Annotated in this window: 20 protein-coding genes; 8 read left to right on the top strand and 12 right to left on the bottom strand. The window is 69.1% G+C overall.

The genetic code is table 11. The annotated features are described in order from the left end of the window. From HCC78_RS28240 to HCC78_RS28220, 5 genes are all read right to left on the bottom strand, one after another. A partial coding sequence (locus HCC78_RS28240; protein ID WP_172331753.1) for a transposase occupies positions 1–253 on the bottom strand: 253 nt, incomplete at its 3' end. Positions 254–725: 472 nt separating this feature from the next. After that, the gene (locus tag HCC78_RS28235; RefSeq protein ID WP_172332098.1) at positions 726–1,496 is read right to left on the bottom strand and encodes a hypothetical protein; all 771 of its coding nucleotides are present in this window, start codon (positions 1,494–1,496) and stop codon (positions 726–728) included. A gap of 76 nt (positions 1,497–1,572) precedes the next feature. After that, entirely contained in the window at positions 1,573–1,941 is a 369-nt protein-coding gene (locus HCC78_RS28230) for a RidA family protein (RefSeq protein ID WP_371743950.1), read from the bottom strand. 150 nt (positions 1,942–2,091) lie between these two features. Then, entirely contained in the window at positions 2,092–3,357 is a 1,266-nt protein-coding gene (gene clpX / locus HCC78_RS28225) for an ATP-dependent Clp protease ATP-binding subunit ClpX (protein ID WP_172332096.1), read from the bottom strand. Positions 3,358–3,490: 133 nt separating this feature from the next. Continuing rightward, entirely contained in the window at positions 3,491–4,123 is a 633-nt protein-coding gene (locus HCC78_RS28220; protein WP_172332095.1) for an ATP-dependent Clp protease proteolytic subunit, read from the bottom strand. A 170-nt stretch (positions 4,124–4,293) separates the two neighbouring features. Between HCC78_RS28220 and HCC78_RS28215 the strand changes: the two genes are divergently transcribed. Together HCC78_RS28215 and HCC78_RS28210 are read left to right on the top strand one after the other, a co-directional pair. Then, positions 4,294–4,590, top strand: a complete 297-nt coding sequence (locus tag HCC78_RS28215; protein ID WP_371743949.1) for an ArsR/SmtB family transcription factor — start codon at positions 4,294–4,296, stop codon at positions 4,588–4,590. Positions 4,591–4,655: 65 nt separating this feature from the next. Continuing rightward, positions 4,656–5,930 (top strand): FAD-binding domain-containing protein, encoded by a 1,275-nt coding sequence (locus HCC78_RS28210; RefSeq protein WP_172332093.1) that lies wholly within the window; start codon positions 4,656–4,658, stop codon positions 5,928–5,930. On the opposite strand, the gene HCC78_RS28205 is transcribed toward HCC78_RS28210, so the two are convergent. The 6 genes from HCC78_RS28205 to HCC78_RS28180 all read right to left on the bottom strand — a co-directional run bounded on the left by HCC78_RS28205 (position 5,853) and on the right by HCC78_RS28180 (position 11,541). Then, positions 5,853–6,782, bottom strand: a complete 930-nt coding sequence (locus HCC78_RS28205; protein WP_172332092.1) for a metal ABC transporter permease — start codon at positions 6,780–6,782, stop codon at positions 5,853–5,855. The two genes, HCC78_RS28210 and HCC78_RS28205, sit on opposite strands and share 78 nt — an antisense overlap. Next, complete coding sequence (locus HCC78_RS28200; RefSeq protein ID WP_172332091.1) at positions 6,782–7,966, bottom strand: metal ABC transporter permease; 1,185 nt, start codon at positions 7,964–7,966, stop codon at positions 6,782–6,784. The genes HCC78_RS28205 and HCC78_RS28200 overlap by 1 nt, the downstream gene beginning before the upstream one ends. Before the next feature lies 1 nt (position 7,967). After that, positions 7,968–8,774, bottom strand: coding sequence for a metal ABC transporter ATP-binding protein (locus HCC78_RS28195; RefSeq protein ID WP_172332090.1), 807 nt, complete (start codon positions 8,772–8,774; stop codon positions 7,968–7,970). Continuing rightward, positions 8,774–9,733, bottom strand: coding sequence for a metal ABC transporter solute-binding protein, Zn/Mn family (locus HCC78_RS28190; RefSeq protein ID WP_172332089.1), 960 nt, complete (start codon positions 9,731–9,733; stop codon positions 8,774–8,776). Before HCC78_RS28190 ends, HCC78_RS28195 begins: the two co-directional genes overlap by 1 nt. A 162-nt stretch (positions 9,734–9,895) precedes the next feature. After that, the gene (locus tag HCC78_RS28185) at positions 9,896–11,023 is read right to left on the bottom strand and encodes an acetoin utilization protein AcuC (protein WP_172332080.1); all 1,128 of its coding nucleotides are present in this window, start codon (positions 11,021–11,023) and stop codon (positions 9,896–9,898) included. After that, the gene (locus HCC78_RS28180; protein WP_172332088.1) at positions 11,020–11,541 is read right to left on the bottom strand and encodes a glutathione peroxidase; all 522 of its coding nucleotides are present in this window, start codon (positions 11,539–11,541) and stop codon (positions 11,020–11,022) included. The genes HCC78_RS28185 and HCC78_RS28180 overlap by 4 nt, the downstream gene beginning before the upstream one ends. Positions 11,542–11,700: 159 nt before the next feature. Between HCC78_RS28180 and HCC78_RS28175 the strand changes: the two genes are divergently transcribed. The 6 genes from HCC78_RS28175 to ptsP all read left to right on the top strand — a co-directional run bounded on the left by HCC78_RS28175 (position 11,701) and on the right by ptsP (position 17,892). Beyond that, entirely contained in the window at positions 11,701–12,189 is a 489-nt protein-coding gene (locus HCC78_RS28175) for an NUDIX hydrolase (RefSeq protein ID WP_172332087.1), read from the top strand. 55 nt (positions 12,190–12,244) lie between these two features. Continuing rightward, positions 12,245–12,706, top strand: coding sequence for a DUF1178 family protein (locus tag HCC78_RS28170; protein ID WP_172332086.1), 462 nt, complete (start codon positions 12,245–12,247; stop codon positions 12,704–12,706). Positions 12,707–12,716: 10 nt separating this feature from the next. Continuing rightward, complete coding sequence (locus HCC78_RS28165) at positions 12,717–13,373, top strand: SDR family NAD(P)-dependent oxidoreductase (RefSeq protein WP_172332085.1); 657 nt, start codon at positions 12,717–12,719, stop codon at positions 13,371–13,373. A 72-nt stretch (positions 13,374–13,445) separates the two neighbouring features. Next, positions 13,446–14,300, top strand: coding sequence for a glycosyltransferase (locus HCC78_RS28160; protein ID WP_172332084.1), 855 nt, complete (start codon positions 13,446–13,448; stop codon positions 14,298–14,300). A 56-nt stretch (positions 14,301–14,356) separates the two neighbouring features. Continuing rightward, complete coding sequence (locus HCC78_RS28155) at positions 14,357–15,595, top strand: aspartate kinase (protein ID WP_172332083.1); 1,239 nt, start codon at positions 14,357–14,359, stop codon at positions 15,593–15,595. An 11-nt stretch (positions 15,596–15,606) separates the two neighbouring features. Beyond that, positions 15,607–17,892 carry a phosphoenolpyruvate--protein phosphotransferase gene (ptsP, locus tag HCC78_RS28150; RefSeq protein WP_172332082.1) on the top strand — a complete coding sequence of 762 codons (2,286 nt, stop codon included), beginning with the start codon at positions 15,607–15,609 and terminating at the stop codon, positions 17,890–17,892. Between the two features lie 6 nt (positions 17,893–17,898). Here ptsP and HCC78_RS28145 read toward each other — a convergent pair whose 3' ends face one another. Further along, on the bottom strand, positions 17,899–18,699 hold the full coding sequence (locus HCC78_RS28145) for a metallophosphoesterase (protein WP_172332081.1): 801 nt from the start codon (positions 18,697–18,699) through the stop codon (positions 17,899–17,901). Between the last annotated feature and the right edge of the window lie 322 nt (positions 18,700–19,021).

The following is a 19,021-nucleotide window of genomic DNA, read 5'->3' as shown; positions in this document are numbered from 1 at the left end:
TGACCTCCACCTCTTCCTTGAGGCGACGGTTCTCGCGCCGAAGTTCGGCCAGTTCGGCGGCCTCGGCCTGCTGCTTGCGGATCGCCTCGGCCGCCCCTCCAGCCGCCAGTTCAAGCCGCCAGCCTTTCAGCTGCGACGGCGTCACGCCAAGTTCCCGCGCGACGCTGGTCTGGGTGGCGCCGGGCTCCGACAGGCGCGCAACGGCCTGCTCCTTGAACTCGGCGGTGAAGTGACGACCGGGTTGTCTGCTCATAGCGGGTCCCTCTCTCTGGGAGTACTTTAACTCCCGGTCCGGGATCCGGGGGCAAGGTCACTTGCCCCTCGCTGCATGGCCGCGACCAACCGGAATGCCGAACCCATGCAAGGCTCCTGCCGAGGGGCGGCAGAGATCAGACCCGTGGCATCGCCGGAACCACGTCCCCACGGAACCCCTGAGGCCCGCGACACGGGCGGACGGCGGACTCGACGTTGCGCCGGCATCAAGGGGCGGGCATGGACGAGCGCGCGGCTGCAACAGCGCCCGGATCGAAATGCTTGATCGGATCATATTCGGGGGACACCAAGATTGGGAGCCCAGTAGCAAGTTCGCCAAGTGACCGGATGCCATCGGGACAACGGTCGCGTGGGCGTCGGAGCCGGCGACCGGAAGCTCCGGAATGCACGCACTGCCCCCGTCTCATGCCGGAAACGCTTGCGCGCGGCTCAAGTTTGATCGGCGATGGCGCTCAGAACCGGAACTCGGCCTTCTCGAAAGCCCTGCGCCAGTCCTCTTCCTGCACGCCCGGCAGCCCCGAAATCACCGGCCCCTTCGCCTTTAGCGACGGGCGAAGGTAGCGGTAGGTTGCCTCGGCATTGCGGCGCAGCTCCGGGTCCGGGTCCTCGATCCACGCGGCCGCGTTGGTGCGCGTGTCAAAGGCGCAGTACTTGATCGGCTGCGGGCCGCCCTTGCCCGGTACGGACGCCATCACGTGGAGAATGCCCGGCTCGAAGGCCTCGGTCTTCTGGATGTAGGGAAAGCGCGGGCGCCCGAAGCGCTGGTACAGGACCGTCACGCAGGCCAGTTCCGCCACCGGCACCCAGCGGCTGTCATGCGCGAGCACGGTTCGGCCACGGAATTGCGGCAAGCGCTGGTAGCCCGCGATCCGGTCGCGCGGCAGCTCCGCGCTGGCGGTGACGAAAACCCGGCCGATTCCCAGATCGGCATGGCAGTAGACCGTTCCGTCATCGGAGCCCGGGTCGGCGGCAGGCATCGCCCGGTAGATGCGGCCCTGCAGGTCGTGCTGGATGAAGCCGGTCCCCGCGAAGCTCCGGCCGCCATGGCCGGCCTCTTCGGCAAGCTTGAGACACTGGCCTTCCAGCCCCGCGGCAATCTCGGCGACCGGAAAATACGCGGCATCGGGGTCGACATGCGCAGGCAGCGGCTCCGCTGCACCGGCAGGCCGCACGGCCAGGGCGGCAGCGAAAAGCAGGAGGGCGCAAACTGGTTGGCAGACCATGGGACTTCCCTTTCCGGACAGCGGTGCCGACACCCTGCCCGGAAAAGATGGCCGATGCGTTAACCACGATTGGCGCTCAGAGCGCCGCCGTGACCTCGATCTCGATCTTCATAGCCGGATCGATCAGCTTCGCCTCGATCACCGTCGCGGCGGGCGGCGTCTCGGCGAAATGCTCCTGCAGCACCGGCCAGCAGGATTCGAAGTCGGCGAAATCGGCCATGTAGTAGGTCACGCGCACGGCCTTGCCGAGTCCGGTGCCGGCCTCTTCCAGCGCCGCGGCAACGCGGCTCAGGGCCAGGCGGCACTGGTCTGCGGCGGACTGCTCGGCCGGGCCCTGCGGGTCGATCCCGGTCGTGCCGCTGACAAAGGCGAAGCCGCCGGCAACCACGGCCCGGCAATAGGCGATTTTCGGCTCGAAGGGGGAGCCGGAGAAGATGCGTTTCACGTCTGGACACTCCTCGCGGGTCGCGGCGGCCCGGCGCCCTGCCGCACCCCTGCCCGCACGGCCGAAGCCCATAAGCGCTTTGCCCGCGCCCGCAAACGAAAAACGGCGCCCGGAGGCGCCGCATTCCAAGATGTCGCGGGATCGTCCGGCTCAGCTGGCGCTGGCGGGCTCGTCCTTGCGCTCGGCATAGATCAGCAGCGGCGCGGCCTCGTTGCCGACGGCTTCCTCGTTGACCACCACTTCCTCGACATCGTTCAGGCCCGGCAGGTCGAACATGGTGTCGAGCAGGATGTCCTCCATGATGGAGCGCAGGCCGCGGGCGCCGGTCTTGCGCTCGATGGCGCGGCGGGCGACCGCCTTCAGCGCGTCCTCGGTGAAGGTCAGCTTGGTATCCTCGATCTCGAACAGGCGCTGGTACTGCTTGACCAGGGCGTTCTTCGGCTCGGTCAGGATGGTGACCAGGGCTTCCTCGTCGAGATCGGTCAGGGTTGCGATCACCGGCAGGCGGCCGACGAATTCCGGGATCAGGCCGAATTTCAGCAGATCCTCGGGCTCCAGTTCCTTGAACGTCTCGCCCACGCCCTTGTTCTCGTCGGACTTGACGTCGGCACCGAAGCCAATGGCCGAACCCTTGCCGCGCTGCGCGATGATCTTGTCGAGACCGGCGAAGGCGCCGCCGCAGATGAACAGGATGTTGGTCGTGTCGACCTGCAGGAATTCCTGCTGCGGATGCTTGCGCCCGCCCTGCGGCGGCACGGAGGCAACGGTGCCTTCCATGATCTTCAGCAGGGCCTGCTGCACGCCCTCGCCCGACACGTCGCGGGTGATGGACGGGTTGTCCGACTTGCGGGTGATCTTGTCGACTTCGTCGATATAGACGATGCCGCGCTGCGCGCGCTCGACATTGTATTCCGATGCCTGCAGCAGCTTGAGGATGATGTTCTCGACATCCTCGCCCACATAGCCCGCTTCGGTCAGCGTCGTCGCGTCGGCCATGGTGAAGGGCACGTCGAGGATCCGCGCCAGCGTCTGGGCCAGCAGGGTCTTGCCGCAGCCGGTCGGGCCGATCAGCAGGATGTTCGACTTCGCCAGTTCGATGTCCGAGGATTTGGCCGAGTGGTTCAGGCGCTTGTAGTGGTTGTGCACGGCCACCGACAGCACGCGCTTGGCGTGGAACTGTCCGATCACGTAGTCGTCCAGGACATCGCAGATTTCCCGCGGAGTCGGGACGCCATCGGAGGATTTCAGGCCGGCGGATTTGGTTTCTTCGCGGATGATGTCCATGCAGAGCTCGACGCACTCGTCGCAGATGAACACCGTCGGGCCGGCGATCAGCTTGCGAACCTCGTGCTGGCTCTTGCCGCAGAAGCTGCAGTACAGCGTGTTCTTGCTGTCCCCGCCAGAATTGTTCGCCATGTCGTCACCTCCTATCGGGCGGGCCGGAGCCCTCGGAACGGAGACCTCGGCCGGCCTCCGGTCAGCTTAGGACAGCAGGAATTCACGCACAACGGATAAATCGCCACTGCCGGAATTCCTGCAAATTGATGGTTTACGCCTTGGGCGCTTCGGGCGTGGCGCGGCTGGTGACGATCTCGTCGACCAGGCCCCAGGCCTTGGCGGCTTCGGCAGTCATGAAGTTGTCGCGTTCCAGCGCCGCCTCGACGGTGGCGTAGTCCTGGCCCGTGTGCTTGACGTAGATGTTGTTCAGGCGCTCCTTGAGCTCCAGGATCTCCTTGGCGTGGATGGAGATATCCGTCGCCTGGCCCTGGAACCCGCCCGAGGGCTGGTGCACCATGATGCGCGAGTTCGGCAGCGAGAAGCGCATGCCCGCCTCGCCCGCCTGCAGCAGCAGCGACCCCATAGAGGCCGCCTGCCCCACGACCAGCGTGGAGACCTTCGGCTTGATGTACTGCATCGTGTCGTAGATCGACAGGCCCGACGTCACCACGCCGCCCGGGCTGTTGATGTACATCGAGATTTCCTTGTTCGGGTTTTCTGCCTCCAGATGCAGCAGCTGCGCAACGATGAGCGAGCTCATGCCGTCATGCACCGGCCCCGACAGGAAGATGATCCGTTCCTTCAGAAGGCGGGAGAAAATGTCGTAGGCCCGTTCCCCGCGCGAGGTCTGCTCCACCACCATGGGGACGAGGGTGTTCATGTAAACGTCGATAGGGTCTTTCATCTCAATCGCCTGCTTCTCTTGGTGGCACGAGCGCCGGTCCAGTGAGTCTTAGGGGTGTCCCGCGGGGCCTGCAAGGGCAAGTCTGCAAACCAAACCTGCGGCTTTCGGCGGTACTGCTTGACACTTTCGTAAGTCCCCACTTACCGTAAGCTATGACTTACGCAGCCGCTTTGCAAGCCCTTGCCGATCCAACCCGGCGCGCCATCGTCGAGAAGCTCCGCCATGGCCCCAGATCTGTCGGCCAGCTGGCCCAGGGCTTCCGCATCAGCCGCCCCGCCGTGTCCCAGCACCTGCGCGTGCTGAGCTGTGCGGGACTTCTCGACGTGGTGCCGGTGGGCGCCCGCCGGGTCTACCGGCTGCGCCCCGAGGGCTTCGCGCAACTGCGTGTCTACCTTGAGGATCTGTGGCGCGATGCGCTGAGAACCTTCGACACGCCGGTGCTGCCCGCCCCGTCCGGCGAGGACTGAACCGCAGCGCCCCGGCTTGACCCGGACAGCTGCCGCTCCAGTTGGCTCCAGCAGGAGCCGTGCCAATGACATCCGACTTTCCGACCGGCCGCCACGCCGCCCTCGCCCGCCTCGACGCGTTCCTGCCCCGCGCCGGGATCGCCTATGCGCGCAGCCGCAATTTCGACCGCGGCGATGCGGGCCATGCCAACGTGTCGCGGCTCTCGCCCTGCCTGCGGCATCGCGTCCTGAGCGAGGCAGAGGTGATTTCGGCAGCGATACGGATGCACGGTGCCGAAGCGGCGGGCAAGTTCGTGCAGGAGGTGATGTGGCGGAGCTGGTCGAAGGGCTGGCTTGAGCTGCGCCCGGGCGTCTGGACGGACTGCCGCGCGGGCGTCGCGCGGGGGCTGGACCGGGTCGGTGCCGAAGCCGGGCTGCGGATGCGCTGGGATGACGCCTGCGCCGGGCGGACCGGGATCGGCTGCTTCGACCACTGGGCGCGGGAACTCGCCGCCACCGGCTACCTGCACAACCACGCCCGCATGTGGTTCGCGTCGATCTGGATCTTCACCCTCGGCCTGCCCTGGCAGCTCGGCGCGGATTTCTTCCTGCGCCACCTGCTCGACGGCGATCCCGCCTCGAACACGCTGGGCTGGCGCTGGGTGGCGGGGCTGCAGCCGAACGGCCGCGCCTATGCCGCCACGGCGGAGAACATCGCGCGCTATACCGAGGGGCGGTTCCGGCCCTCCGGCCTGAACGAGACCCCGGAACCGCTGCGCGAAGGGCCGATCCCCGCCCCGCGCGCGCTGCCGGAGCCCGGCCGGCTGGATCCGGACCTGCCGGCGGGCTGGCTGCTGACCGAAGAGGACCTGTCGCCCGCGGCCGATCTGCCCGCGGCGCCCGTGCCGCTGGCCGTCCTGACCGCGCCGCAGGACCGCAGCCCGCTCTGCGTGGCGCCGCAGGTGACGGCGTTCACCGCGGCACTGGCAGAGGATGCCATCGCACGCCTCGCGCCGCGCTGTGCCGGGGTCACCCGGCTGGACGCGGCGGAGGCGCTGGCCGGCTGGGCAGAGGACCAGGGCCTCCGGCAGATCGCCACGGCCTGGGTTCCCGTCGGCCCGATGGCCGGGCTGCTCGCCGCGGCGCACCCAAGGCTGGCGGCGCGCGGCATCCGGCTGGTGCAGCTGCGGCGGAGCTGGGACAGCCGCTGCTGGCCCCTGGCTGCGCATGGGTTCTTCCGCTTCGCCCGGCACATCCCGGCGCTGCTCGCGGACCTGCCCGGCTCAGGCGGCCCCGGCGCCGGCACCGCTGCGCCTGCGGGCGGGACCGAAGAGCGCGGCAGCGGCAAGCAGCATGCCTGAGACCGTCGCGATCATGCCGGCCGCGCTGACGGCATCCGTCCCGCCCAGCCAGATCGGGCCGTAGCCCGCCAGTACATAGCCCAGAACGGCGGACAGCACCGCGAAGAAGACCGACCAGGCGACCTGCATCTCAAGCCGGTCGGTCATCAGCCGCGCCGTGCCCGGCGGGCAGATGAACATCGCGATCACGATGATCGACCCCACCGCGTCGAAAGCGGCGACCGCCGCCAGCGCCGAGAGCACCACCAGCCCCAGCCCGACCGCGCGCACCGGCACGCCGACTTCGGCGGCAAAGCCCTCGTCGAACGTGGCAAGCTTCAGCGGCCGCCAGAACAGCCAGATCAGCGTCGCGATCACCGCCGTGGCGATCGCCAGGCGCCCCAGTTCCGGCGGCAGCCCGGCCAGCGCGGCCGGGTCGAGTAGCGAGTGCCAGCCCATGCCGTCGAGCCAGATCAGAGATTCCAGGTTGCCCATCAGCGCGTGCTCGACGTCGAGATGGACCTTGGAGGTGTCGGTGCGCTCCAGCACCAGCACGCCCAGGGCGAACATTGTCGTGAAAGTGACACCCATTGCGGCGCCGGGCTCGATCCGGCCGAGGCGCCGCACCGCCTCGATCATCGCCACCGCCGCCAGCGCCGCTACACCCGCGCCCGCCATCATCGGCAGCGTCGCGACCTGCCCGGTGACCAGGAAGGCCAGCACGATCCCGGGCAGCACCACATGGCTGATCGCATCGCCGATCAGCGCCTGGCGCCTGAGCAGCAGGAAATTGCCCGGCAGCGCGCAGGCGATCGCGGCAAGGCTGCCGATGACGATCGGCGCGAGGCTCAGCATGACGAATTCCGCGCCCATCAGGCCACTCCCCTCGGTCCGCCGATCCGTCCGTCCAGATCGGCGATCTGGTCCGGCGTCAGCATGGTCTCGATTTCCGTCAGCCCGTCATAGCGCTGCGACACCGCCTCATGCGCCGGCATGGCGCGCGCTTCGGCCCAGCGGCGCTCGTCGCGCAGCGCCTTTGCCGCGCGCCCCGCGCCGTCCTGCGTCGCCACCCCGTCGGGCCGCGCCAGCCCGTCGCGGACGAGGAGGCGCAGGGTATAGGCCTCGTAGATCGGCTGGCCCTGCGCCAGCGCCAGCAACCCCTGGCGCAGATGCACGCGCTCGCGGAAGCGGCGGCGCTCGATCAGCTTCGCGGCCACGCCGCGGGCAGGCGCGAAGAACAGCGAGACCGCGAAGAGCGCGAAGGCGGTCAGCACGATGACCGGCCCGGTCGGCAGCGCGGGCGCCGAGGCAGAGACCAGGGCCCCCGCCATGCCCGCCAGCCCGCCGAAGGCGCCGGCGAGCAGCGCCACGCGACCGGTGCGGTCCGACCAGAACCGCGCCGCGACAGGGGGAATGATCAGCAGCGCGACGATCAGGATCAGCCCGACGATCTTCAGCCCCACCACGGTCACCGCAAGGACCAGCGCCATCGTGGCAAGGTCGACCCGCGGCACGTTCAGCCCCATCGCGGCGGCATGGGCCTCGTCGAAGGCCACCATCTCCATCGGGCGGCGCAGGATCGCGACCAGCGCCAGCGTCAGCGCGCCGCCCGCCGCGATCAGCAGCGCATCGCCGCGCAGCATGCCAGCGGTTGAACCGAGCAAGAGGCTGTCGAGCCCGGCCTGCCGCCCGGCCTCCATCGTCTGGATTACGGTCAGCAGCACCACGCCGAAGCCGAAGAACACCGACAGGACCGCGCCTATCGCGGCATCCTCGGCCAGCCGCGTGCGCCGCGACAGCCACTGCACGGCGAGCAGCCCGAGCCACGCGGACAGCGCCGAGCCCGCCAGCAGCCCGGCCAGGTTGCGGCCGTCGCCGCCGAACGCGACCATCAGGATGAAGGCAAGGCCGATCCCCGGCAGGGTCGCATGGCTGATCGCATCCGAGACCAGCGCGCGCTTCCTGAGATAGAGGAACGTGCCGGTGACCCCCGCAGAGATGCCCAGCAGGGTCGCGCCGGTCGCGACCAGCATGGTGTTGTAGCCGAGATCCAGCATCTCAGACCGTGGCCAGCCGGTCGAGATGGGACGTCGCCAGGCGCCCGCCATAGGCGGCCTGCAGGGCCTCCGGCGTGAAGGCCTCGGCCAGCGTGCCCTCGGCGATGCGCCGCACGTTCAGGAGCAGCACCCGGTCGAAATAGTCCGCCACCGTGGCCAGGTCGTGATGCACGGCGACGACGGTGCGGCCTTCTGCCCTGAGACCCTTCAGCACCTCGATGATCGCCCGCTCGGTCGCGGCATCGACCCCGGCGAAGGGCTCGTCGAGCAGGTAGAGGTCCGCCCTCTGCGCCAGCGCGCGCGCGAGGAAGACCCGCTGCGCCTGGCCGCCGGAAAGCTGCCCGATCTGGCGCCCGGCAAAGCCCTCCATGCCGACGCGGGCGAGGCAGTCCATGGCGAAGCCGCGGTCGGCGCGGGTGACGGGGCGCAGCAGGCCGAGCTTGCGGTAGAGCCCCATCAGCACGACGTCGATCACGCGGGCCGGGAAATCCCAGTCCACCGAGGCGCGCTGCGGCACGTAGGCGATGCGGGCACGGGCCGTGCCGAGCGGACGGCCGAAGGCGGTGACCTGGCCCGAGACGCGCGGCACGATTCCGAGCGCGGCCTTGAGGAAAGTCGACTTCCCCGCCCCGTTCGGCCCGATGATCGCGGTCATCGAGCCTGCATGGAAGGACGCATCGACCGAGAAGACCGCCGGTTTCCCGCCGTAGCTGACGGTCAGGCCGCGGACCTCCATCGGATGATCGGCGACCGGCGCAGGGCCGGTGCGCAGCCCCTTGCGGGCGGCAAGGCGGAGCCTGGCGATCATCAGCTTGCCCCCCCGAGCCGGCCGTCCATGCCGCGCTCGGGCGCGGTGCCGCCGAGCGCGCGGGCAATGACGGTCACGTTGTGGTCGATCATGCCCGGATAGGTGCCTTCGTAGGTGCCGGGCACGCCCATCGCGTCGGAGAACAGCTCGCCGCCGACGGCGACCTCGTGGCCTTTCGCGGCGGCGCCCTCGATCAGCGCGCGCATGTTGCGGTCGGAGACCGAGGATTCGACGAAGACCGCGCGGATGCGGCGCTCCACCAGCAGATCCACCAGTTCCGAGATCCGGTTCAGCCCGGCCTCGGACTCGGTGGAGATGCCCTGGATGCCGACGACCTCCATGCCGAAGGCGCGGCCGAGATAGCCGAAGGCGTCATGCGCGGTGACGAGCACGCGCGATTCATCCGGGACCGACCCCAGCACCTGGCCCGCATAGGCGGAGAGACGGTCGAGATCGGCGGTCAGCGCCTCGGAATTGCCGGCGACGGTCTCGGCGGCCTCCGGACGGGCGGCGGAGAGCGTGGCCGCCATGCCCTCGGCCACCCCGGCCCAGAGACCGGGATCCATCCAGACATGCGGATCGAAACGGTCGGCATGGTCGCCATAGGGCATCAGCACTTCGCGGGGCAGCACCTCGGCCACCTGCGCCACCGGCACGCGGCGCGAAAGGTCCTCGAGAAACTCCTCCATCTGCGCCTCGAGATAGAGGCCGCTGGCCAGCACCAGGCCTGCGCGGGTCATGGCGACGATGTCGCTGCGGGTCTGGCGGTAGCTGTGCGGATCGACCCCCGGCCCCATCAGCGCGCGCACTTCCAGCGCATCGCCGCCGAGCCGCCGGGCGGTGTCGGCGATCATGCCGGTGGTCGCGACCACGGCAAGCGGTCCGGCCGCGCGCAGCGGCGAGGCGAAGGCGGCGAAGGCGGCCGTTCCGGCAAGGAGCTGCCGGCGGGACAGTGGCATGGCGGATTCCTTCCGGGAGTCGCGGTTGTTTCCCGGAATATGAGAACGGTTCGCAAATCCGTCAACGCAATTGCAACTTATTCGCAATTCAAGACACGCAATCCGCGCGATTGCCCGCATTTTGTGCAATTTCTGAGGAGATCCGGCCTTTTCCGGCAGGGGTCAGGCGCTCAGACGGCTCCGGTCCTGCCAGAGAGCCTCTGCCATGGCGCGGATTTCCGGCCGCACCGCACCGCCGCGCGGCGGATCGGCCAGCGTGTCGAGCCAGTGCGGCTGCGGCGCCCGCTCCTGCCCGTTGCGCCACCAGCGCAGTTCCCGAAGCACTGCCTGCGCCTCGTCCGGCAGGCGGCGGGGCAGATCGAGCCCGTTCAGCTCCGCCCAGAGTCGGGTCCAGAGCCGCCCGACCGACCACGGATTGTAGCCCCCGCCCCCGGTTACCATCAGCCGCGGCGACAGCGGCCGGACCGCGCGCAGCATCGCCACATGGGCGTTGTTCGACAGCCTCAGCCGCGACAGCGGATCCTCCTCCACCGCATCGGCGCCGCATTGCACGATCACCGCCTCGGGCCGGAACGCATCGAGCAAGGGCACGACCAGCGCATCGCGGATCAGCGCGAATTCGTCGTCATTCAGCCCCGACGGCACCGGCAGGTTGAAGACGTTGCCCGCGCCGCGATCCTCCAGCCGCCCGGTGCGCGGCCAGCGGTTGGCCTCGTGCACCGAAATCATCAGCACGTCCGGATCCCGGCCGAAGCCGTGCTCCACACCGTCCGGGTGATGCGCGTCGATGTCGACATAGGCGATGCGGCGGACGCCTTGGGCCCGCAGCGACAGGATCGCGATGCACAGGTCGTTGAGAAAGCAGAAGCCGTTGGCACGGCCGGGCATGCCGTGATGGGTGCCGCAGCCCGGCGCATGCACTACCCCGCCGTCGCGCAGCAGCGAGGCCGACAGCATCGCGGCGCCGCAGCCCGTGGCGGGACGGCGGAACATCTCGGGGAAGACCGGATTGTTCGAGGTGCCGAGGCGGAAGCGCGCCTGCACCTCCGGGCTCACCGCCTGCTCGGCCTCGGCGCGCATCAGCGCCGACACGTAGTCGGGATCATGCCACAGCGACAGGCCGGCGGGCGTCGCGCGCGGGCTCAGCCGGTACTGGCCGGGGGCAAGCCAGCCGAGCGCGCGCACCATGTCCATCAGGGTCGAAACCCGCGGCACGCGCAGCGGATGCCATGCCCCGTAGGAGGAATGGCGGTAGATTTCCGATCCGATGAAAATGGGCCGCGCGGTCACCCGTCCTTCGCCAGCTCCGCCTCGATCGGCCCCGTGATCTCGGGCGAGAGCGGCTCGGTGCGCGAGCCCCAGGTGGCGATGACCCGCCCGTCGCGCCCGACCAGGACCTTGTTGAAGTTCCATTGCGGCACGAAGCCGGTCTGATCCTCCACCCAGCGGTAGAAGGGATGGGCCGCGTCGCCCTTCACATGGGTGATGTCGGCCATCGGCAGCGTGAGCCCGAAGACGACCGCGCAGAATTCCTTGACCTCGGAGGCACTGTCCAGCTCCTGCCGGAAATCGTCGGAAGGCACAGCCAGGACCACCAGCCCGTCCTCTCCGTAGCGTTCGTGCAGATCCTGCAGCCCCTCGTATTGCGGGGTGTAGCCGCAGCGCGAAGCGGTGTTCACCACCAGCATCGGGCGGCCCGCCCAGGCGCCGGTGTCCAGCTCGCCGCCGTCGATATTGGCGAAGCTGAAGGCCAGGGCCGTGCCCGGCATGGCCAGGGCGGCCGCGATTGCAGCAAAGATGCGTGGCATGATGCGTCTCCGATGTCTCGATCGGGAACCTAGACCGGCCGGCAGTCAATTCAAGCCCGCGTGAACAGGCAGGCAGATACCTCATGGACAGGCTGCGGAACGCGGTCATACTACATCTAGAAAAGAACAACGACTCATCGAGCTGTCGGGCAGGCCACAATGACATTTCTCCGGATCGGGCAGGCATCCCCATCGCTGGACACGTCCCGGATGCGCGAGGCCCGGTCGCAATTCGGCGCGCTGTGCTACCGCCGCAGCAAGGGCCGGGTGCAGATCCTGCTGATCACCACGCGCGGCAGGGGCCGCTGGATCATCCCAAAGGGCTGGCCGATTTCCGGCAAGACCCCGGCAGCCGCGGCCGGCATCGAGGCCTACGAAGAGGCCGGGGTGGAGGGCAAGGCGCATCCGCTCTGCCTCGGCGTCTACGGCTCCAGCAAGAACGGGCAGCCCTGCATCGTCTCGCTCTATGCGGTAGAGGTGACGGAACTGCGGCGGCGCTATCCCGAGGCGGGCGAACGCAAGCGCCGATGGGCCAGCCCGCGGGAGGCCGCCAGGCTCGTCGAGGAGGACGGGCTGGGCTGCATCCTGGCCGGGTTCGATCCCGCCCTGCTGCCCGGCGGGGACCGGATCAAAGTGCCCGGAAGTTGATATTTTACCCCGATCGTCTACGTAGTGAAGATGTACAGTCGAGTCCGGTGCTGAAATGATCCGTTACGCCCTGAAATGTTCGAAGGACCATGGCTTCGAAAGCTGGTTCCGCTCCGCCGCGGATTTCGAGTCGCTCGCAGCGGCCCGGCAGCTGGAATGCCCGTCCTGCGGCGACCGCACGGTGTCCAAGGCGCTGATGGCGCCGCGGGTGACGGCCTCGGACCGGGCCGGGGACACGCAGATCGAGGCCAAGCCGCAGCCGGCAGAAACCATGGCTGCCGGCACGGCGATGCCGGAAGAGGTGCGCGCCGCAATCGAGAAGCTGCGCAGCGAGGTCGAAGCCCATTCCGACTATGTCGGACGCAGCTTCGCGCAGGAGGCCCGCGCGATCCACGAGGGCGAGAAGCCCAGCCGCGCGATCCATGGCGAGGCCAATGCCGAAGAGGCGCGCGCGCTGCTGCAGGACGGCATCCCCGTCCTGCCCCTGCCCTTCCGCGACCGGCGCGGCACCAACTGAGGACGAGGCCATGGCGATCCTGATCACCGGCGCGAATCGCGGGATCGGCAAGGGGCTGCGCGACCATTACGTGGCCGAGGGCGAAACCGTCTACGGCACGGCGCGCGGCGAACTTCCGGTCGAGGGCAACTGGCTGCGGCTCGACCTGCGCGACCCGGCGGGCTTCCCGCGCCTGGCCGAAAGGCTCGACAGCGTGCCGCTCGACCTCTTGGTCTGCAATGCCGGGGTCTACCGCGACAAGGGCATGAAGCTGGCGACGGAATACCCCGCCGCGCTCTGGGCCGAGACCTTCGCCGTCAATGTCACCGGCGTCTTCCTGACGGTGCAGGCGCTGCTGCCCAACCTGCAGATGGCGGACGCGCCGCGCGTGGCGGTGATCACCTCGGCGATGGGCTCGAGCGAGCGCGCGCCGGGCCATTCCTATGCCTACCGCGCCTCCAAGGCCGCCGCGACGAACCTGGCGCGCAACCTCGCCGTCGACCTGGAGCCCATCGGCATCGCCGTCGGCGCCTACCATCCCGGCTGGGTGCGCACCGACATGGGCGGCAGCAATGCCGATATCGGCCTGGCCGACTGCGTTGCCGGGCTGGCCGCGCGGTTCGGGGCGCTGGATCTGGCCAGCACCGGCGAAGTGCTGTCCCATGACGGATCGCCCGTTCCGTTCTGATCGCGGCGCCGGGCTTCGGCCTTTCTTCACCCCTCCGGCGATAGGCTCAGCCCGAGCGGCAGGGGGATCGCCTTGGACATCGTCTACCAGACCCGTTTTTCCTATCGCGGCCTCTCCGGCTGGCGCGCGCCCGAGGCTTCCGATCCGGCGCTGCTCTACGACCCCGAGCGGCTGGCGCACCGCTTCGCCCTGTTCGAGCGGATCACCCTGCCCTCGCTGCTGTCGCAGCAGGACGGCGATTTCCGCCATGTGGTGCTCAGCGGCGCGGGCATGCCCCGGCCATGGCGGCTCAGGCTGCGCGAGCTCTGCCTCGACACGCTGGGCGACGGACGCGCGGCGGTGATCTTCGCCCGGCCCGGCCGCGCGGCGCGGCCCTTCAAGCGGCACATGCGGCGCAGCTTCCCGCGTGCGGCGCCCGCCTGCCAGGTGGTGCTCGACGACGACGACGCGCTGGCGGCCGGCTTCACCGGGCTGCTGCGCGCAGAGGCCGGGGCCGCTGCCGCCGGGATGGCGCCCGGCAGCTATCTCTACCTGTCCTTCCCGACCGGGTTCTCGCTCGACCTGCGTCCCGGCCGCTCCCCTGCGCTGCATCCGCGCAACGTGCCCTGGACCAATCTCGGGCTGACGCTCCTCGCCGCGCCGGACGTGCGCACCCATCCCTATGCGACCAGCCACCGAATGATCGGCCGGCGCCATCCCTCGCGGCTTCTGGCCGAGGGGCGGCCGCTCTACCTGCGCTGCGTGCACGGGCGCAACGACAGCCGCGCGCTGCTCGGCGGCCGCGCGCTGGCCGGGGCGGAGCTCGGCGCCGCGATGCGGCTCTTCCCCTTCCTTCCGGGGCTGGCCGGTGGCGGCCCTGCGGCACGCGCGCCATCTGCCGCGCCGCGGCAAGATAGTGCACTTGCGCAAGCCGGGTCCGCGCCGTAAGACCGCCGCCGTGTTACGCCGCCCGGATCCGTCCGGGCCGCCCGGAAGGATACGCCATGCCCATCCTCGTGATGAAATTCGGCGGCACCTCTGTTGCCGACCTCGACCGCATCCGCAATGCCGCGGAGAAGGTGCGCCGCGAAGTGGAGCGCGGCTATGATGTCATCGTGATCGTGTCGGCCATGTCGGGCAAGACCAACGAGCTGGTCGGCTGGGTCAGCCAGACCTCGCCGCTGTTCGACGCGCGCGAATACGATGCCGTCGTCTCCTCGGGCGAGAACGTCACCGCCGGCCTGATGGCGCTGACGCTGCAGGAAATGGACATCCCGGCGCGCAGCTGGCAGGGCTGGCAGGTGCCGCTGAAGACCACTTCGGCGCATTCCTCGGCCCGCATCCAGGAAATCCCCCGCGCCAATATCGACCAGAAATTCGCCGAGGGCATGAAGGTCGCCGTCGTCGCGGGCTTCCAGGGCATCTCGGACGAGGGCCGGATCACCACGCTGGGCCGCGGCGGCTCGGACACCACGGCCGTCGCCTTCGCCGCAGCCTTCGCCGCCGAGCGCTGCGACATCTACACGGACGTGGACGGCATCTACACCACCGACCCGCGCATCACCAAGAAGGCGCGCAAGCTCGAGAAGATCGCCTTCGAGGAAATGCTGGAGCTCGCGAGCCTCGGCGCCAAGGTGCTGCAGACCCGTTCGGTCGAGCTGGCCATGCGCTACAAGGTGCGCCTGCGCGTGCTGTCATCTTTCGAGGAAACCGACGAGACCAGCGGGACGCTGGTCTGCGACGAGGAGGAAATCATGGAAAGCAAAGTTGTCTCCGGCGTCGCCTATTCCCGCGACGAGGCCAAGATGACACTCCTGTCGGTGGCCGACCGCCCCGGCATCGCCGCCGCCATCTTCGGTCCGCTGGCCCATGGCGGGATCAACGTGGACATGATCGTGCAGAACGTCTCGGCCGACGGGCGCACCGACATGACCTTCTCCTGCCCGGTCGACCAGGTGCTGCGCGCCGAGCGCGCCATGCAGGAGGCCAAGGAGCGCGGCGAGATCAATTTCGGCGAGCTGGTCCAGGATACCGAGGTCTGCAAGGTGTCGGTCGTCGGCATCGGCATGCGCTCCCATGCCGGGGTGGCCGCGAAGATGTTCGAGGCGCTGAAAGCCGAAAACATCAACATCAAGGTCATCTCCACCTCCGAGATCAAGATTTCCGTCCTCATCGACCGGAAATATATGGAACTCGCGGTGCAGGCCCTGCATGATGCCTTCGGACTGGACGAAGCAGCCTGAACCGGAGGCCAATGGGCCAGACCCAGGAAACAGAGAGCCGCAAGCTCCTCGGACGACTGCGCGAAGCGCTGGCAAGCGGCGGCGCGGGACAGGAGAGGCTTGACCGCATCACCCAGCTCATCGCGGAGTCGATGGGCACCCATGTCTGTTCGATTTACCTGTTCCGGGATGCCGAGACGCTGGAGCTCTGCGCCAGCTTCGGCCTGAAGGCGGAGTCGGTCCACAAGACACGGATGCGGCTCGGCGAGGGCCTGGTCGGCAAGGTCGCCCGCACGCGGCGGCCGATGAATTCGACCAACGCCCCGGCCGAGCCCGGTTTCCGCTACATGCCGGAAACCGGAGAGGAAATCTTCACCTCCTTCCTCGGCGTGCCGATCCAGCGGCTGGGCCAGGTGCTGGGCGTGCTCGTCGTCCAGTCGAAGGAGGCACGCCAGTATTCCGAGGACGAGCTCTACGGCATCGAGGTCGTCGCCATGGTGCTGGCCGAGATGACGGAGCTCGGCGCCTTCCTCGACGAGGGTGCGGCGCTGTCGCCGCTGCACCAGCGGCCCGTGGTCTTCCGCGGCTCCACCGGCCAGGAAGGCGCGGCCGAGGGCCGCGTGCTGCTGCACGATCCGCGCGTCGTGGTCACCAACCCGATCGGCGACGACCCCGAAACCGAGCTGGAGCGCCTGCGCTCCGCCGTCGCGCGCCTGCGCGTCTCGCTAGACAAGATGCTCGACACCGCTTCCTCCGGCGACGAGGAAGCCACCCAGGTGATCGAGACCTTCCGCATGTTCGCCAATTCGAAGAGCTGGCTGCGGCGGATGGAAGAGGACATTGCCCGCGGCCTGTCGGCCGAGGCGGCGGTGGAGAAGGAACAGTCCGCGGCCCGCGCCCGGCTGGCCCGCGCCACCGATCCCTATCTGCGCGCCCGCGGCACCGATCTGGACGACCTGTCGAACCGGCTGCTGCGCGAGCTCACCGGTCAGGGCACCGATACCGGCTCGGAACGGCCGGAGAACCCGGTCCTGGTCGCGCGCAACATCGGCCCCGGCGAGCTTCTGGATTACGGCCGCGAGCTGCGCGGCATCGTGCTGGAGGAAGGCTCGGTCGGCAGCCATGCGGCGATCATCGCCCGCGCCTGGGCGATCCCGCTGGTGATCAACGCCCCCGGCATCACCACCGAGGCGCTGACCGGCGATCCGATCCTGGTCGACGGGGAGAACGGCGTCGTGCATCTGCGTCCCGACGAAACCATCGCCAATGCCTTCCGCGACAAGCTCGCGATGCAGGCCAAGGCGCAGGAACGCTATGCCTCGATCCGCAACGAACCCGCCACCACGCTCTGCGGCGAGACGGTGTCGCTGCAGATGAATGCGGGCCTGCTGGTGGACCTGCCCTCGCTGTCGAGCTGCGGCGCAGAGGGCGTCGGCCTGTTCCGCACCGAGCTTCAGTTCCTGATCCGCAACAAGATGCCCCGCCGCGGCGAGCTGGCCAGCATCTATGCCCGCGTGATGGACGCCGCTGGCGACAAGCGCGTCGTGTTCCGCACGCTCGACATCGGCTCGGACAAGGTCCTGCCCTACATGAAGCGCACCGAAGAGCCGAACCCGGCGCTCGGCTGGCGCGCGATCCGGGTCGGGCTCGACAAGCCCGGCATCATGCGCATGCAGCTTCAGGCGCTGATCCGGGCCGCCCATGGCCGCCCGCTGACCGTGATGTTCCCCTTCGTCGCGCAGTTCGACGAGTTCCGCGCCGCCCGCGCGATGATGCTCGAAGAGCTCGAGCGCGAGAAGGTGATGGGCCACGCCCTGCCCGCAGAGGTGGAGATCGGCGCCATGCTGGAGACGCCGTCGATGGCCTATGCGCCGCGGCAGTTCTTCGAGATGGCGGATTTCGTCTCGATCGGCGGCAACGACCTGAAGCAGTTCTTCTTCGCCGCCGACCGCGAGAACGAGCGCGTGCGCCGCCGCTACGACACGCTCAACGGCAGCTTCCTCGGCTTCATCCAGCAGATCGTGAACCGGTGCAACGAGACCGGCACCCCGGTCAGCTTCTGCGGCGAGGATGCGGGCCGCCCGGTGGAGGCGCTGTGCTTCGCCGCGATGGGGCTGCGCTCGCTGTCGATGCGCCCGGCATCGGTCGGTCCGGTCAAGCACCTGCTGCGCCGTTCCGACCTGCGCGAGGTGCGCAAGGTGGTCGAGGAGGCCCGCGCCAACGGCGACCAGTCGGTGCGGCCCGCGCTGATGGACTATCTCGCCACGCTCGATCTCAGCGTCGATCCAGCCCCGGTCAGCCAGCGCGCGGCGGGCTGACCCGGATCAGGTGTCCAGCACCGGGTGATGGTCGACGTAATTGTCGAAATGCAGCACCGTGCGCTCTTCATCGCTGATCACCACCGCCATCTGTCCCGGCCCTTCCAGCCGCACCCGCCCGGCCCCCGGGCCGAATTCCTCGCGCGTGGTGGCATGCCCTCCCGCGATCGTGTGATAGGGGATCCCGCGGCGCAGCGTGGTCGTCGCCATGTGGATATGGCCCGCAGTCACGCCGCGGATGTCCGGATAGCCGTCGAGAATCGACAGGAATTCCTCCGGCTGTTCCAGCAGGTAGGGATCGGGCACGGGCGAAACCTGCAGCACCGGATGGTGCAGCACGACATGCACCGGCGCGCCCCCGGCCCGCTCCAGCTCGCGCCGCAGCCAGTCCAGCCGCAGCGCGCAGAGCCGCCCGGACCCCAGCCCCCAGCCTCCCGATCCCGGCCCCTTCTCCAGGCTGTCGAGCAGCAGCACGGTCTCTCCGCCCGCCCGGTGCGCGGACTGGGCGAAACCGTTTTCATCGAGGCTTCCGGACCCGAAGACGCGGCCGAACACGTCGCGGTTGTCGTGATTGCCGAGCGTGGCCGCCCAGGACGGCACGAGCCTGCCGAGCGCGCGGCGCAGCTCCTCGTAGGCCAGGGTCCGCGCCCGGTCGGTCAGGTCCCCCGCCAGCACGACCAGATCGGCATCGCCGTGGGCGGCATTGATCCGGTCGATCGCCATCTCCAGCCGGAGCGCGGGATCGAGCCCGGCCAGAAGTTCTCCGGGACGGGTCATGTGCAGGTCGGAAAGGACGATGAACTTCATTGGCGCTCCTGCCGTTCTCCGGCCATTGCGCCCTGAATAGCCCGGTCCGCACGCCGGGACACCGCGCCATTGGCACGCAGGCGCGCCCGGCCTCAGCGGAACTCCGGCGCGGCGACCGAAGGATTTCTTCCGGTGCCCCGCCGCAGGCGGGCGTCTCCGCGTCTCCTGCATGCTGGCTGCAAATGGCGGCACTGCAATTCGCCGTGGCCTGACACGGGCATTGATGTCGATCGGCTCTGAAAGGGCCCCCGGTTTTCGTGTCTCGAGCTGGCCCGGCGCGGCGCAGCTTCCAGGTGGCGCAGCCGTGTCGGGGCAGCTTGCC

The sequence above is a fragment of the Mangrovicoccus sp. HB161399 genome (assembly GCF_013184745.1).
Lineage (GTDB): Bacteria > Pseudomonadota > Alphaproteobacteria > Rhodobacterales > Rhodobacteraceae > Mangrovicoccus.
The sequence above is the reverse complement of the archived record's forward strand: the minus strand, read 5'-3'. Positions and strand labels throughout refer to the sequence as shown.

Bases quoted from the DNA above. Each gene is read 5' to 3' on its own strand.
- HCC78_RS28235 (WP_172332098.1), bottom strand. From the start codon at position 1,496: ATGGTCTGCCAACCAGTTTGCGCCCTCCTGCTTTTCGCTGCCGCCCTG.
- clpX (WP_172332096.1), bottom strand. From the start codon at position 3,357: ATGGCGAACAATTCTGGCGGGGACAGCAAGAACACGCTGTACTGCAGC.
- HCC78_RS28220 (WP_172332095.1), bottom strand. From the start codon at position 4,123: ATGAAAGACCCTATCGACGTTTACATGAACACCCTCGTCCCCATGGTG.
- HCC78_RS28210 (WP_172332093.1), top strand. From the start codon at position 4,656: ATGACATCCGACTTTCCGACCGGCCGCCACGCCGCCCTCGCCCGCCTC.
- HCC78_RS28205 (WP_172332092.1), bottom strand. From the start codon at position 6,782: ATGGGCGCGGAATTCGTCATGCTGAGCCTCGCGCCGATCGTCATCGGC.
- HCC78_RS28200 (WP_172332091.1), bottom strand. From the start codon at position 7,966: ATGCTGGATCTCGGCTACAACACCATGCTGGTCGCGACCGGCGCGACC.
- HCC78_RS28195 (WP_172332090.1), bottom strand. From the start codon at position 8,774: ATGATCGCCAGGCTCCGCCTTGCCGCCCGCAAGGGGCTGCGCACCGGC.
- HCC78_RS28190 (WP_172332089.1), bottom strand. From the start codon at position 9,733: ATGCCACTGTCCCGCCGGCAGCTCCTTGCCGGAACGGCCGCCTTCGCC.
- HCC78_RS28180 (WP_172332088.1), bottom strand. From the start codon at position 11,541: ATGCCACGCATCTTTGCTGCAATCGCGGCCGCCCTGGCCATGCCGGGC.
- HCC78_RS28175 (WP_172332087.1), top strand. From the start codon at position 11,701: ATGACATTTCTCCGGATCGGGCAGGCATCCCCATCGCTGGACACGTCC.
- HCC78_RS28170 (WP_172332086.1), top strand. From the start codon at position 12,245: ATGATCCGTTACGCCCTGAAATGTTCGAAGGACCATGGCTTCGAAAGC.
- HCC78_RS28165 (WP_172332085.1), top strand. From the start codon at position 12,717: ATGGCGATCCTGATCACCGGCGCGAATCGCGGGATCGGCAAGGGGCTG.
- HCC78_RS28155 (WP_172332083.1), top strand. From the start codon at position 14,357: ATGCCCATCCTCGTGATGAAATTCGGCGGCACCTCTGTTGCCGACCTC.
- ptsP (WP_172332082.1), top strand. From the start codon at position 15,607: ATGGGCCAGACCCAGGAAACAGAGAGCCGCAAGCTCCTCGGACGACTG.
- HCC78_RS28145 (WP_172332081.1), bottom strand. From the start codon at position 18,699: ATGAAGTTCATCGTCCTTTCCGACCTGCACATGACCCGTCCCGGAGAA.